This window comes from Peptoniphilus sp. KCTC 25270, from assembly GCF_021012875.1.
GTDB lineage: Bacteria > Bacillota > Clostridia > Tissierellales > Peptoniphilaceae > JAJMZJ01.
Genome location: NZ_JAJMZJ010000003.1, coordinates 172,233 through 186,208, shown reverse-complemented (window position 1 = coordinate 186,208; position 13,976 = coordinate 172,233). Strand labels below are relative to the sequence as shown.

Genomic DNA, 13,976 nt, shown 5'->3' with positions numbered 1-13,976 from the left:
AAGGTAAGAACGCAGGCGTGTAAAGAGACAACAACAAGGAGAAAAAAATGAAAAACATGAAAAAAGTATTATCGTTGCTAATGGCAATGGTAATGATCTTAGGTGTATTTGCACCAAGTATTGCAAGTGCGGCTGCACCAACAAAAACAAACACTGTTAATCTTCATAAGTTACTTATGGATGATGCAACTTTAACTAGTTGGGATTACAAGGCTATTGAAACTAAAGGTTATGATGGAACTCAAAATTTTGAAGCTTTAAAAGGATACTTAGGAGAAAATGTTAATGTTACAGAAATTCCTAATGTATACTTTGCTGTACAAAATGAACAAGGTCAATGGATTGACGCAAATGGTACTGTTGTTAACTCTGTTGATCAAGCACTTGGTGGTTTGACTGAAAAGAAAGCAGATGGTACTTATCTATCTATTGACACAAGCAAATTACCACAAGACGAACCAACAAAATATAAAATCGTGGAAGTAAAAGAAAAATCAACTTATGTTGGTACAGTAACAGGTGATGATGGAAAAGAATATCCAGCTACTCTTTCTAAAACTTTAGCTGTTCCAGTAGAAATTACATTACCACTTGTAAATACAAACGGCGTTCAAGAAACTGTTCATGTTTATCCAAAAAATACAGAAGTTGGAAAACCAGAACATAACAAAACAATTGGAGACGATGCAAAAACTTTAGCTGTTCCAGAAGGACTAGTTGATAAGGGCGAAACTGTACCATACAAAGTAACAACTAAAATTTTAGCCGGTTCAACTTACAATAAAGTAGCTTGGACAGATAGAATGTCTAAAGGACTTACTTTCAATAAAGATGTAAAAATTGCAACATCTCCTGATTTACAATTAGCAGAGACAGATTATACTTTAACTTACAGTGATGATGGTTTAGGATTCGTTTTAGTATTAACTGAATCAGGTTTAAGAAAATTAGCAGCACAAACTGCTCCTACAGATGCGAACTTTAAAGTGTTAGGAAAAGATCCAGCAATTAATGGTCAAAACACAGATGTAACGTTCACTATCACTTATTCTTCTGTTGTAAATGATGATGCAATTATTGACACAGCGTTAGAAAATACAAACACATTACACTATGGTAACAATCCTGGATATACTCCAGAACCAGGTGACAATGAGCCAGAAGAATTCCCTAATGTAAAAGAAATTACTGTAAACAAATCATTTACAAATGGACCTCTTTCAACAAGTGAAGCTACTACTTGGCCAGAAGGTCTAGAAATCACACTAAAACTACAAGTTTATAATCCAGGAGATAACACTTGGTCAGATGTAGCAGGTAAAACTTTAACATTAAATTCAACAACTCAATCAGGTAAATTTGAAAATCTTGATGATACAAAAACTTATAAAGTAGTCGAAGTTGAAGTAAAAGGTTGGGTTCCTAACTATCAAAAACAAGAAGATGGTTCATTAAAAATTGTCAACAAGAAAAATGACAGCAACCCAGAACCTATCACTCCAGATCCAGTAACAGTTAGAACTGGTGGAAAGAAATTTGTTAAAACTAACTTAGATGGAACTGAAAGACTTGCAGGCGCTGAATTCGTTGTTAAAAACAATGTTACAGAGAGTGATTATAATGATAAATATTTAGCATTAAAAGATGCTACTCAAATTGGTAGTGAAACAGATGGATATCAAGCAGCAGAAAAAGCATATCAAGATGCAATAGCAGCTCATAATAAATATTTAGCAGACAATCCAAAAACTGAAGAAGAAACAGATGAAGCTTATAAAGCAAGAGTAGAGGCTTCTGAAACTTTCAAAGCAATCGCTCCTTTAAAAGAAGCTCGCGATAAAGCTTATGAAGCGATGAATATGCAATGGAAATGGGTAGATACTGAAGATGAAGCATTCAAATTTATTACTAACGAACAAGGTCAATGGGAAGTTGTAGGCTTAGCTTATGGCGATTACAAATTCGTCGAAGTTAAAGCTCCAGCAGGATATGCTGAACAAAAAGATGAAGTAGGATTTACAGTAAATGCAAGTTCATATTCAACTGGTGGTAATATTAACTATGCTGAAGGTGGACCTCTAGGTGAAGGCGTTACTACTGGTGATGCAACTCAAATCACAAACAAGAAAGTAACAATCCCACAAACTGGTGGTATTGGTACTTTGATCTTTACCGTTGCCGGTGTTGCTTTAATGGGTGGCGCTGCTGTTGCTATTAAGAAAAACAATGATGATGAGGACGAAGACGAAGAATAATCAGCAACGTTCTTAGATTTCTTATGAACCGAGGCTGACCTAGGGGGTATTGAAGGATGCAAAACAAGAAAACAAAATTCCATAGAATAGCCCCGTTGGTGGCCTTCCTGTTCGTTCTAACGGTGGTTATGCAAGGCGCTCTTGTCTTTGGGCAGGGGGGCCAGCGCTTGACCATTGATGTAGCTCCTACAGAGGGAGAATCGGGTAGTAGCTATGAAGGATATCGTTTTTTGTTATGGGCGATTGATGAGGAGTATACGAAGAGCTCCAGCGAGGAAATTTTGAAGTTGGCTCAGTCTTTGTATGTTCAATCGAAAGAGAATTTGACGAAAGAGTATGGGGAACCTAGGGTTTCTGAACCGACGGATGCAGAGGGTAAGACGGTTTTTTCGGATTTGGCTCCGGGTCGCTATTATGTTCGCATGCAGACGGAAGATGGCGGAATGGGTGAGTTTTTGCCTTTTGTGGCGGTGCTTCAGCCGGGTGGCGAGGTTGTTTTTCAACCGAAGAAGACATCGTCGGGGGTTCAGTTGACGAAGGTTGACAACGAGAATCGTCCTTTGCAGGGCGTTGGGTTCCAATTGTATCGAATTGATGAGGGAAAAGAAGTTCTTGTTCCTTTGTCTGGAAACGTGTATGATGAGAAGGGAAAGACCGACATTTTGTATACGGATGCCAGTGGTTTGATTCAGATTACGAAGTTGCCTCCGGGGAATTATTTGTTCCGTGAGGTGGCGCCTTTGGATGGGTATTCTATTCGCCAGAAGGATCATTCTTTTGTGATTGAGCCGGGGCGCCTTCGTTTCTTGAAGGTAATCAATGATAAGATTCCTGGAGAGACGGGTGGTTTCCATTTTGTGAAACATGCCAATGACGCCAACAAGACGCCTTTGGCTGCTGCTGTTTTTAAGGTGGCCCAGAAAAACGATGAAGGGAAATATATAGCCATTCAACGTGAGGGAAGAGACTATACGTTGACTTCTGATGAGCAAGGAAAGTTTTCCGTAGACAATTTGCCTTTTGGAGTGTATTATTTATGGGAAGTTAAGGCTCCAGAGGGTTATGAAATTTTATCTAGTCCAGTTGCCTTTGAGGTTACGGCTTCTTCCAAAGAGGAGAAGGTGAGCTTCATTGAGAATAAGAAAGACGGCACATACTCCGGTGGCGGAGGTGGCGGCGGTGGAACGACAACAACTACTAGAACGCCAAATAATGGTGGCACTTCTAAGCGTATTGCCATTCCTAAAACGGGGGATATTTTGCTTTATGTTATGGTAGGTGCCGGTGTTGTCTTATCTGGTATTGGCTGTAAATTGGTGAAGGAAGAGGATTCTTCTGATGCCGAGTGATAAGGGGGTCTCGTAAGAGACCCTTTTTTGAGGGGAAGAGACATGACAGACGAAACGAAAAAAAAGAAGAAGAAAAAGAAGAAAAGTAGAAAGAAGCGGAGGAAGCAATTCCTTTTGGGGCTCATTTTCTTGTTGGGTCTGCTTGTCCTTCTCTATCCTCAGTTTTCTCGTTGGTATTATCGTGTGGAGGCCAATGAGCAGGTTGCGAGCTTTGAGCAGGGTGTTGCGGAGCTTTCTCCGGAGGAGATTGAGGAGCGTTTGGCTTTGGCTCGGGCGTATAATGATTCTTTGAATAATGTGGTTTCGGAGGATCCTTATGCTGAGAATCGTTTGGCTCAGGGTCGGGCGGAGTATGCTCGTATGCTTGAGGTTCACGAGAAGATTGGGGTTGTTGAGATTCCGAAGATTAATGAGAAGCTTCCGATTTATGCGGGTACGGCGGAGGAGGTCCTTCAAAAGGGTGTTGGCCATTTGGAGGGTACGAGTTTGCCGATTGGGGGCAATAGTACTCATGCGGTTTTGACGGCTCATTCGGGTTTGCCGACGGCGAAGTTGTTTACGGATTTGGAGAAGATGGAAATCGGGGATAAGTTTTACGTTCACAATGTGGGCGGTATCCTTGCCTATCAGGTGGACCAAATTAAGGTGATTGAGCCGACGGATTTTAGCGATTTGTTAATTGTTCCGGGGCATGATTATGTGACGCTTTTGACTTGTACGCCTTTGATGGTGAATACCCATCGTTTGTTGGTGCGTGGGCATCAGGTGGAATATATTCCTGCGGTGGATGAGGCGTTGATTGCTGAGAATGCGGCTAGCTTTATGTATAAATATTTATTCTTTATTTCGTTGGCTTTGATTCTTTTGTTGTTGATTGTTATTTATTATTTGCGAAAAAAACGGAAGAAGATGGAATGGGAATTGAAGGAGATGAAGAAGCAGGAACAGGAGTTGACCCAGGCGAAGGCCGGGAAAGAAGTTCCTATAGTAGAGGAGAAATCCAATGAAGAAAAAGAAGAATAAGAAGAGGAGACAGTCTTTTGGGTTTGGCCTTCTTTTTCTGATGGGCTTTTTGATTATGATGTATCCGATGTTTTCTCAGTGGTATTATCGTGTGGAGGCGAGCCGTGAGATTGCTTCTTTTGAGGGGGAGCGTGTGGAGATGGATCCGGCGCTAATTGCGGAGCGTATGGCTTTGGCTCGGGCGTATAATGAGACCTTGGATCCTTCTCGTCTTTCGGATCCCTATACGGAGTTGGAGGAGCGTGGCCGGGCGGAGTATGCTCGTATGCTTGAGATTCAGGAGAAGATTGGGCATGTTGAGATTCCTAAGATGAATGAGGATATTCCCATTTATGCGGGAACGTCGGAGAGCATTTTGCAGAAGGGTGCGGGCCATTTGGAGGGTACGAGTTTGCCGATTGGGGGCAATAGTACTCATACGGTGATTACGGCCCATCGTGGTTTGCCGACGAAGAAGTTGTTCCGTCAGTTGGATCGTCTTCATGAGGGGGATGTGTTTTACATTCACAATATTGAGACGGTGTTGGCTTATGAGGTGGATCAAATTTTGACGGTGGAGCCGACGAATTTTGAGCCGGTTTTGGTTGTGGAGGGCGAGGATTATGCGACGCTTTTGACGTGTACGCCTTATATGATCAATTCTCATCGGTTGTTGGTTCGGGGGCATCGGATTCCTTATACGCCTCCTGTGGATGAGTCGAAGTTGACCAATTTGTTGCCAAACATGGATTGGTTGGATTATTTGAAGATTGCTTTGTTTATTGTTTTGTTGTTATCGACGATTGCTGGATATCAGTTTAAGGAAGAGCGAAAGGTTACGAAGAAGGTGAAATCTTATGAAAAAGAAACCAAAGACGATTAAGCGTACCTTGGGATATTTGTTGATCCTTCTTGGTATTGGGATTCCTTTGTTTGCTTTTACGGGAATGAGTTGGAATCAGTGGAGTTCGGGGCTTGCGTATAAGGAGTTTATGAAAAATGCGCAGGCTCAGACTCAGGAAGAGGAAGCGGCCCAAGAGGCGGAGATTGCTGCGTATCAGCAGCGTTTGCAGGAGGGAGAGCCGGATGCGGTGGATCCTTTCTTGGCGGAGGATTACGAGCCGGAGACGGATGTTTCTGTGGATGAGAATGGCGTGTTTGCTTTTCTTCGAATTCCGGCGTTGGAGATTGAGAAGCCGATTTATTTAGGGGCTTCGGCTCGGAATTTGGCTAAGGGCGTTGCCCAGATTGATGGGACGAGTTTGCCTGTTGGCGGCGTGGGTACGCGTTCGGTGATTGCGGGCCATCGTGGTTGGTACAATGATGTGATGTTCCTTCATTTGGAGGAATTGGAAACGGGCGATCGGATTTATATTGATCGCAAGGGCGAGACGTTGACCTATTCGGTTACGACGGAGGAGGTTATTCGTCCGGCTCAGTGGGAGACTTTGATGCCGGTGGAGGGCAAGGATATTTTGACGTTGTTGACTTGTCATCCTCGTCGGGCACCAAGGCCTTTGCGTTTGTTGGTTCATGCGGAACGGGTGTTGGATACGCCGGTGGTTTCGGATGAGGCGGGAAATGTTTCGGTTGTGGATCGGGCGCCGAATCGGATTGTGACATGGACAACTTATGGGGTGTATATTGTTACGGCTCTTGGTTGGGCTTTGTTGCTTTTTGTGTTGTGGCGTTTCGCGAAATATTTGCGTGGATAGAGAGAAGAGGCGAGGGACGTGTGTCCTTCGTCTTTTTTTGTGTGTGGGGGAGGAGGGAGGGGGTTCCCCGTTTACGTCATTTCGAGCGAGGAAGTACGGAAGGATTTTCCCCACTTACGCCATTTCGACCGAGTAAGCACGGAAGGATTTTTCCCATTACGTCATTTCGACCGGAAAAATTCCGTTAGGGATTTTGTAGCGGAGAAATCTCACATGCCTCTTACGTTTGTCGTTCCAAGGGCCTTCCCCCAGGTGTACGCCCACCCTGGTGAGATTTCTCCGTGCGAAAAAACTGACGTTTTTTCTTAGTCGAAATGACGTGGTAGGGGGGGGTGCTCCCTCAGAAAACAAGAAAGGTCGGGTGGGCCGTAACTCTCTCTTTCTTTCCCCAACAGAAGAATCAATCCGTCATGAATCCATAGAATGCTTTTCGTAGAAAAGCGTACATTCAGCGCGTTTTGAGGGTGTAAGGGAGGGGTCCCGGGGAGGGCATGAGGGAGAATCGCAACTCCCTTCGCCCTCCCCGGGTAAAGAAATAAAGAAATAAGAAAGTATATGAAGTTTTCGGTTACCTAGGAATCAACAAAACCTCTTTTTCCCTTATCCACTTACGTCATTTCGACCGGAAAAATTCCGTTAGGGATTTTGTAGCGGAGAAATCTCACATGCCTCTTACGTTTGTCGTTCCAAGGGACTTCCCCCAGGTGTACGCCCACCCCGGTGAGATTTCTCCGTGCGAAAAAACTGACGTTTTTTCTTAGTCGAAATGACATAAAAGGGAGGGTGTTCCCTGGAAATGACGTGGTTGGGATGGTGCTCCGTGGAGGAAAAAGGGATATTTTTGATTCTTCCTTTCTTCGTGAATTCCGCAAACTTTCTCATTCTTTTGTGCTTTGCTTTCTAGGGGCAGGGACAAGGGCGTTGCGATTCGCCCTATGTCCCTCCCCTAGGACCCCCACCCTTGTTACCCTAACGCTTTTCTATCGGTGGCTTTTTCTGGCGAAAAAGCATTGTATGGATTCGCGGAGGGCGGGTTCATACAGTTGTATTATCCTCTGATAGTTACGTCATTTCGACCGGAAAAATTCCGCCAGGGATTTTGTAGTGGAGAAATCTGACAGGGGTCTTACGTTCTCATTCCCAAGGGCTTTCCCCCAGGTTTGCGTGGACCCCGGTGAGATTTCTCGAATCGCTTCGCTCCCTCGAAATGACATAAAAGGGAGGACTCCGTGGAAATAAAGTGGTTGGAGCGTTTGTTATTCCGAGGAAATCCTCTTTTTGTGTTCTTTTGTTAAAAAAATGTAAGATAAACATTATCATTTTCCTTTTTTTCCACCCTTTTCCTTTTTAATTGCTTATTCTTTGTTATAATAGAGAGTGGAGGAGATTTATGAAATTTTGCTCGATTACTAGTGGCAGTAGTGGAAACTGTCAATATATAGAAACGGAGAATGCGCGGATTTTAGTGGATGCGGGCCTTAGTGGTAAGGCGATTGAGACCAATTTGAAAGAGATTGGTGTGGATCCTCATTCTTTGGATGCGATTTTTGTTACCCATGAACATTCGGATCATATTAAGGGCGTTGGTATTTTGGCGCGCCGTTACCATTTGGATGTTTTTGCCAATGGAAATACGTGGTTGGCCATGGAGAATACGGTGAAACAGATTGAGACGAGTAAGCAGAATTGTTTTGTGAATGGAGAGGCTTTTTTCTATAAGGATTTGGCGATTTATCCTATGTCGATTTTTCACGATTGTGTGGAGGGGACGGGATTTGTTGTTGAAAACCAGGAGAAGAGGATTTCTCTTTTGACGGATACGGGCTGGGTGAATTCGAAGATGTTGGAGAAGATGAGTGGGAGCGATTTGTATTATTTGGAGTCGAACCATGATCTTCAGATGTTGCAGAATGGGCCGTATCCTCGTCGTTTGAAGGATCGGATTGCGTCGAATCGGGGCCATTTGTCCAATGATCATGCGGCGGAAATTTTGGGTCAGCTTTTGAGTCGAAAAGGGGAACATGTTGTTTTGGCTCATTTGTCTGGGGAGAATAATATGCCGATTATTGCTTCTCGTACGGCTCGTGAATATTTGGAGAAACGAAAATTCCATGAGGGAATTGATTTTATTTTAGAGGTTGCGAAACCGAAGATGAATTCTAATGTGATTGAAATTTAGGAGGTTTGGATGAAAATTTTGTTGACCAATGATGATGGTGTTTTTGCTCCGGGGATTCGTACTTTGGCGATGGAGTTGGAGAAGAATCATGAGGTGATTATTGTGGCGCCAGAGGAGGAACATTCTGGGCAAAGCCATGCGATTACGATCCATCGTCCTTTGATTGTGAAAGATGTGGAGTTGGAGGGCGTTCGTTCCAAGGCTTATAGTGTGTCTGGTACGCCAGCGGATTGTGTTCGTGCGGCTTTGGATAAGATTTTGGAGGAGAAACCGGATGTGGTTTTTTCGGGAATCAATTTGGGATACAATGCGGGAATGGACATTATTTATTCAGGGACTGTAAGTGCTGCCATTGAGGCCAATGTGTTTTCGATTCCTTCGGTTGCGGTTTCTTCGAAATGGGTGAATGGCACGGCTCGTTTTGATACGGCGGCTCGCATTGCTTTGGAAATTTGCAATAAGGTAAAGGATGAGTGGTTGCAAAAGGATACGCCAATAATGGTTTTGAATATTAATGTGCCTTATTTGGATTATGAGGAAATTAAGGGCGTGAAGGTGGCTGAAATTGGCGGTCCGGTTTATGATTATTATTATGAGGAAGAAGTGGATGGTCAAAGAAGTTTGGTTCTAAAGGGAAGAAACCGTCCTGAGAATTTAGAGGGAACGGACCGTGCGTATTTGGATGATGGATATGCTACGTTGACTCCGTTGATTTATGATATGAACAATCGTGATTTGATCCGTCGCGTGGGTTCTTGGGTTGAAGAAAGGTAGGATTTGCGATCGTGGAAAATCATAAAAAAACTCTCCTTGCGGAGGGATTGCTATTTGTGTTGGCTATGATTTGGGGTGGAACCTTTGTGGCGGGAAAGGTTACCCTAGAGGGGATGGACCCTTACTGGATTATGGTGATTCGATTTTTTGTCGGGTCGACGCTTTTGGCGATGATTTTCCCGAAAGACTTTCGTGCTTTAGATAAGAAAACAATAAAAGCTGGTATAGAGGTTGGTTTGCTTTTGGGAGTGGGTACGGCTTTTCAGATGATTGGCCTTCAATATACGACGCCGGCCCAACAGAGTTTTATTATTGTGACCTATGTGGTTACGGTGCCTCTTCTCTATTGGTTGGTTTATAAGAGATATCCGGGAAATATTATGTTGTCGGCTTCTCTTTTGGCTTTTGTTGGCGTGGGCTTTTTAAGCTTAAAGGATGGATTTACCATTAATTTTGGGGACATTCTGACTTTTATTTATGCGTTGCTTTTTGCGATTCAAATGTTGCGGGTGGATTATCATGCGGGGACTGTTTCTTCTCCCATTGGGTTTACCATTGTGCAACTTTACACTTCCGGGTTTGTGGCCTTGGGATTGGCCTTTGTTAAAGGGGGCAGCGTGTTTACGCAGGCGCCGACTCTTCCGGTTATTTTGGGACTGTTGTATTTGACTTTGTTGAATACTTCTGTGGCCTACGGGATTCAAAATTTTTCTCAACAATATGCTCGTCCATCGAAGACGGCTTTGATTATTAGTACGGAATCTTTATTTGGTGCTTTGGCGGCTTATTTCATTGTGGGAGAATCTTTTACTTTGCAAAAAGTGATTGGTTGTAGTTTGGTATTTTTGGGCATTATGGTGGCACAGTTTGGGTCTAAGCTTTTGAAACCAAATCGTAATAATAAAGTGGCATAGATTATATGGAATTATTATAAAAAATGATATAATAGAATAAATAATACTGACTATTGTCTACTGTTTTTATAAGAATAAAGGAGGCCTTATGTATAAGTCAACGAGTCAAATTTTCAAAGAGATGTTTCCCCAGTTGTTAATCATAACTTTAATTCTTGCTGTAATGGGGGTTTTTGTTGAACTGGCGGGATTTTCTTTGGGAAATTTAATTATTCAAAATCCTGCCTTAACGGATCCTAACAATGGGGCTGCTTTAAGCGGTTTAGAGGGAGCGGATATGATTCCTAGTTTGGATCTTTCTCTCCATGGATTGTTGATTTTGGTATTAAATGCCATTACAGGAGTGTTCTCTTTGTTTTTGGGATATGGGATTTCTTTGGCCATTTATCGCAAAATAAAATACGACACAGACCTTCAATTGATTGATTATTTTTATTTCTTTAATCGCCATTTTGTTTTGACTTTGGTGGTTGGAATTTTGGTTTCTATTGTAACGGGTTTGGGATTGCTTCTTTTGATTGTTCCAGGAATTATTATTTCTATGGGATTTTATCCGATTGGTGTTTTTATTGCCAAAGCCCAAGAGGAAAATCTCATTGGACCGATTGCCATTATGAAAGAAACTTGGCGTAAAATGAAGGGTCATAAGACCATGGTATTTGGTCGATTGATTGTTTATGGAATTATAATGGTGGCTTTAAGTGCTGTTATTGGTTTTGTAATGACGATGTTTTTTGTTGGAGGCACAGCTTTTGGCGGTTATTCGGCTATGGGAAGCGAACCTACCATGGGGACTATGGTTATAGGGGCGATTGGAACTCTTATTACATCTCTTGTGGGAATGATTATGTATATTCCACAAATTGATATTTTTAGAGAATTGATGGAAAAAAATGTTTTTGATCCAGAACTTACCAATGAGGAAGAAATGGAACAAGATTTGCGTCGTTTGGAAGAGGAAGAGCAAAGAATTTTGTGGGAAGAAGAGAGAGAAGATCATTCTGAGGAAGATACAATAGAATAGGAGATAAAATAAAGATGACCGAGACAAAAAAGTTTCAAATTCGACAAGCGACAGAAAAAGACATTCCTTTGATCTACCAATTTATTCGTGACTTGGCTCGTTATGAGAAAATGGAGGAATTGGTAGAGTGCAATGAAGAGACTTTGAGAAAGTCTATTTTTGAAGAAAAATATTCTCAGGTAATTATTGGAGAAGAAGAGGGTGTTCCTGTTGGGTTTGCTTTGTATTTCTTTAATTTCTCTACTTTTACCGGTCGCCCAGGGCTGTATTTAGAAGATTTGTTTGTAAAAGAAGAATACCGTGGAAAGGGATATGGTTATGGCCTTTTGAAAAAGTTGGCAGCCATTGCCGTGGAAAAAGATGCCCGCCGTTTTGAATGGTGGTGTTTGGATTGGAATACGCCATCGATTGAATTTTATAAATCCATTGGTGCCGTTCCCATGGATGAGTGGACCGTGTATCGAATTGATGGAGAGCGCTTAGAGGAAATGGCAGAGGAGAGTGAATTCTAATGGAATGGACTTTGGAATACATTAAAGTAGAAATTTATATCCCGGAAGAATATGTTGTGGAATTGGCCAATGAATTGAATGAAAATGGAATTTTATTAGAGGGAAATTACGATTATTCTTTTTCAACAATGTCTTCTATTGGCCATTGGCGTCCTTTGGAAGGGGCCAATCCATTTGATGGAGAAATTGGCGTTGTGAGTTCCAAAGAGGAGATCAAGATGGAATTTCGCATTCGTGCCGAAGATAAGGAAGAAGTTCGCCGTATTGTAGATCGTGTGCATCCATACGAAACCCAAGTGATGAATTTTATTCCTTTACTTAATGAAAAATAGGAAGAAAAACACCCTACTTTAGTAGGGTGCTTTTTTATTTGCGTTTGATTTTCTTTAGGAGCTTTGCCCCTGCTTTTTTTATGGCGTGGCTGGTAAAACTAAGGCCAGGGCCGGGATCGTCCCACGCCCAAGTGGAAGAAACTTTCCGGAATTTATAGTCTACAAGAATTCGCATTAGACTCATTTGACCGGAATTCAAATAGCCGAAAATGGCTGAGATGTCTTCGTATTTGTATTTCCAATGGACGTTGGTGTCGTAATTGACGTATTTTTTTGGAATGGGCTCTCCAATGGAATCCCTATAATACACAAGAGGAGTATTGAAGCCCAAAGCACAGAGCATTTCTGTAAAGTTAATAAAGCGAACGTTGATTTCGATTAAATAGACCACATTGGTAAATTCATCTCGTTTCAATTCCACTTCGGCGAATCCTCGGTATTGGATTCCTTGGAACAATTTGTGAACTAAGGGGATGAGTTCTGGGATCCATTTTTGTTTCGCGTAGGTACTGGCGCCAAAATTATTGGGCCATTGGCGAATTTTTTCCGTGGTAACAAAACCCATTAGGGCGGAATCGGGTCCGTAATAGCAATCGGCACTATAACAATTGGACTCGGGGCCAGGGATAATTCGTTGAATAAAGACGTCGTCAGAATCTCCCAATAGGGCGAGTTTTGCCTTTAATTCCTCCTCGTTTCTAATGCGGAAGGCTTTTTCTCGAAATTTTCGTACAAATTCCGCGCTATCTCGTGGTTTGATTAAACAAGGAAAGCCGATTTCGTCTAACACTCGTTCGTAAAAATTTTCCTCGTGAATATCGATAATTTCTGGCGTAGGAATGTTGTATTCCTCGGTAAATTTCAAAAGCGTTTCCTTGTCCATTAAATCAGACAAAAGCCCCTTTTGTTCCATGGGGAAAAGGTAGAATTCCTTTAACAAATCAAAATTTCGGTCCAAAAAATGGACGTAGGGATCCGAACTTAGAAAAAGAACGGGTTTTGCCTCTTGTTCTTTGGCAAAATCTACCATATATTGGACCAGCGCCGCCTCTTCTTTTTCGTAGTGAGGCACCAAAAGAGCTTCTTCTACGTAGCGACTTACGCCGTATTTGGAAGGCTCATAGTCCATGGTAACAACGTGAATGTCGTTACGGCCTAAATTTCGAACAATGGATAAACCTATATAATAATTTGTACCAAGTACAACGGCTTTATTTTTCATCATTTCCACAATTATCACTCCAAAATCATTCTACTCTTATCATACACGATATAAGACAAGATTTCATGAACTCCAGGAGAAAAATATAAAAATCCTATGAATTTTTCTCTCCTTTGTTTTAATTTAAGGATGTGGGATATATATGTAAACAGTTAGAATAAAGATATTTTCAAATTTTAAGGAGGACAAATAAATGAACGGAATTACATTTGGCGGAGATCCAATTACAGTAGTAGGAGAAGAAATTAAAGTAGGAGCGAAAGCCCCAGAATTCAAAGCGTTAAAAAACGACTTGTCTGTGTTTGACTCCGCAGACTTAAACGGAAAGGTACGCATTTTTTCTGTGGTTCCATCTGTGGACACTGGAGTTTGCGCAATCCAAACAAAGAACTTTAACGAAATGGCAACAGAGTTGGGCGAAAACGTTCATATTGTAACGATTTCTAACGACCTTCCTTTTGCACAAGCTCGTTTTGGCGCAGCAGAAGGAATTGAAAATGCAGAAATCGTAAGCGATCACAAAGATTTAGACTTTGGTAAAAAATATGGTTTCTTAATTGAAGAATTGCGTCTATTGACTCGCGGTATTGTTATTGTAGGCAAAGACGACGAAGTGAAATACGTGGAATACGTAAAAGAAGTAACCGATCACCCAGATTATGACAAAGCCTTGGAAGAAGCAAAAAAATTAGTATAAG

Annotated in this window: 13 protein-coding genes; 12 read left to right on the top strand and 1 reads right to left on the bottom strand. The window is 41.9% G+C overall.

Annotated features, from left to right (window positions below):
* Positions 1–47 precede the first annotated feature (47 nt).
* The 11 genes from LQU94_RS06440 to LQU94_RS06390 all read left to right on the top strand — a co-directional run bounded on the left by LQU94_RS06440 (position 48) and on the right by LQU94_RS06390 (position 12,056).
* Positions 48–2,255: an isopeptide-forming domain-containing fimbrial protein gene (locus LQU94_RS06440; RefSeq protein WP_230696875.1), complete on the top strand. Its 2,208-nt coding sequence runs from the start codon at positions 48–50 to the stop codon at positions 2,253–2,255.
* A gap of 56 nt (positions 2,256–2,311) precedes the next feature.
* Positions 2,312–3,604, top strand: coding sequence for a collagen binding domain-containing protein (locus LQU94_RS06435; RefSeq protein WP_230696874.1), 1,293 nt, complete (start codon positions 2,312–2,314; stop codon positions 3,602–3,604).
* 42 nt (positions 3,605–3,646) lie between these two features.
* Complete coding sequence (locus LQU94_RS06430) at positions 3,647–4,627, top strand: class C sortase (RefSeq protein ID WP_230696873.1); 981 nt, start codon at positions 3,647–3,649, stop codon at positions 4,625–4,627.
* Entirely contained in the window at positions 4,608–5,489 is an 882-nt protein-coding gene (locus LQU94_RS06425; protein ID WP_230696872.1) for a class C sortase, read from the top strand. Before LQU94_RS06430 ends, LQU94_RS06425 begins: the two co-directional genes overlap by 20 nt.
* Positions 5,464–6,321 carry a class C sortase gene (locus LQU94_RS06420; RefSeq protein WP_255702414.1) on the top strand — a complete coding sequence of 286 codons (858 nt, stop codon included), beginning with the start codon at positions 5,464–5,466 and terminating at the stop codon, positions 6,319–6,321. Before LQU94_RS06425 ends, LQU94_RS06420 begins: the two co-directional genes overlap by 26 nt.
* Positions 6,322–7,711: 1,390 nt before the next feature.
* The gene (locus LQU94_RS06415; protein ID WP_230696871.1) at positions 7,712–8,500 is read left to right on the top strand and encodes an MBL fold metallo-hydrolase; all 789 of its coding nucleotides are present in this window, start codon (positions 7,712–7,714) and stop codon (positions 8,498–8,500) included.
* A 9-nt stretch (positions 8,501–8,509) separates the two neighbouring features.
* Positions 8,510–9,274 (top strand): 5'/3'-nucleotidase SurE, encoded by a 765-nt coding sequence (surE, locus tag LQU94_RS06410; protein WP_230696870.1) that lies wholly within the window; start codon positions 8,510–8,512, stop codon positions 9,272–9,274.
* Between the two features lie 11 nt (positions 9,275–9,285).
* Entirely contained in the window at positions 9,286–10,188 is a 903-nt protein-coding gene (locus LQU94_RS06405) for a DMT family transporter (RefSeq protein ID WP_230696869.1), read from the top strand.
* Positions 10,189–10,276: 88 nt separating this feature from the next.
* Positions 10,277–11,212 carry a hypothetical protein gene (locus tag LQU94_RS06400; protein ID WP_230696868.1) on the top strand — a complete coding sequence of 312 codons (936 nt, stop codon included), beginning with the start codon at positions 10,277–10,279 and terminating at the stop codon, positions 11,210–11,212.
* A 14-nt stretch (positions 11,213–11,226) separates the two neighbouring features.
* Positions 11,227–11,724, top strand: a complete 498-nt coding sequence (locus tag LQU94_RS06395) for a GNAT family N-acetyltransferase (RefSeq protein ID WP_230696867.1) — start codon at positions 11,227–11,229, stop codon at positions 11,722–11,724.
* Positions 11,724–12,056: a hypothetical protein gene (locus LQU94_RS06390; protein ID WP_230696866.1), complete on the top strand. Its 333-nt coding sequence runs from the start codon at positions 11,724–11,726 to the stop codon at positions 12,054–12,056. The genes LQU94_RS06395 and LQU94_RS06390 overlap by 1 nt, the downstream gene beginning before the upstream one ends.
* Before the next feature lie 34 nt (positions 12,057–12,090).
* Here LQU94_RS06390 and LQU94_RS06385 read toward each other — a convergent pair whose 3' ends face one another.
* Complete coding sequence (locus LQU94_RS06385; RefSeq protein WP_230696957.1) at positions 12,091–13,281, bottom strand: carboxylate--amine ligase; 1,191 nt, start codon at positions 13,279–13,281, stop codon at positions 12,091–12,093.
* A 190-nt stretch (positions 13,282–13,471) separates the two neighbouring features.
* Here LQU94_RS06385 and tpx point away from each other — a divergent pair, with 190 nt between their 5' ends.
* A complete protein-coding gene (gene tpx, locus LQU94_RS06380) occupies positions 13,472–13,975 on the top strand; it encodes a thiol peroxidase (RefSeq protein ID WP_230696865.1) in 504 nt (167 codons plus the stop codon).
* Position 13,976: the final 1 nt, after the last annotated feature.

Excerpts from the sequence above, each read along its gene's own strand:
- LQU94_RS06385 (WP_230696957.1), bottom strand. The coding sequence starts at position 13,281 with ATGATGAAAAATAAAGCCGTTGTACTTGGTACAAATTATTATATAGGT.
- LQU94_RS06435 (WP_230696874.1), top strand. The coding sequence starts at position 2,312 with ATGCAAAACAAGAAAACAAAATTCCATAGAATAGCCCCGTTGGTGGCC.
- surE (WP_230696870.1), top strand. The coding sequence starts at position 8,510 with ATGAAAATTTTGTTGACCAATGATGATGGTGTTTTTGCTCCGGGGATT.
- tpx (WP_230696865.1), top strand. The coding sequence starts at position 13,472 with ATGAACGGAATTACATTTGGCGGAGATCCAATTACAGTAGTAGGAGAA.
- LQU94_RS06395 (WP_230696867.1), top strand. The coding sequence starts at position 11,227 with ATGACCGAGACAAAAAAGTTTCAAATTCGACAAGCGACAGAAAAAGAC.
- LQU94_RS06415 (WP_230696871.1), top strand. The coding sequence starts at position 7,712 with ATGAAATTTTGCTCGATTACTAGTGGCAGTAGTGGAAACTGTCAATAT.
- LQU94_RS06425 (WP_230696872.1), top strand. The coding sequence starts at position 4,608 with ATGAAGAAAAAGAAGAATAAGAAGAGGAGACAGTCTTTTGGGTTTGGC.
- LQU94_RS06400 (WP_230696868.1), top strand. The coding sequence starts at position 10,277 with ATGTATAAGTCAACGAGTCAAATTTTCAAAGAGATGTTTCCCCAGTTG.
- LQU94_RS06430 (WP_230696873.1), top strand. The coding sequence starts at position 3,647 with ATGACAGACGAAACGAAAAAAAAGAAGAAGAAAAAGAAGAAAAGTAGA.
- LQU94_RS06440 (WP_230696875.1), top strand. The coding sequence starts at position 48 with ATGAAAAACATGAAAAAAGTATTATCGTTGCTAATGGCAATGGTAATG.
- LQU94_RS06390 (WP_230696866.1), top strand. The coding sequence starts at position 11,724 with ATGGAATGGACTTTGGAATACATTAAAGTAGAAATTTATATCCCGGAA.
- LQU94_RS06420 (WP_255702414.1), top strand. The coding sequence starts at position 5,464 with ATGAAAAAGAAACCAAAGACGATTAAGCGTACCTTGGGATATTTGTTG.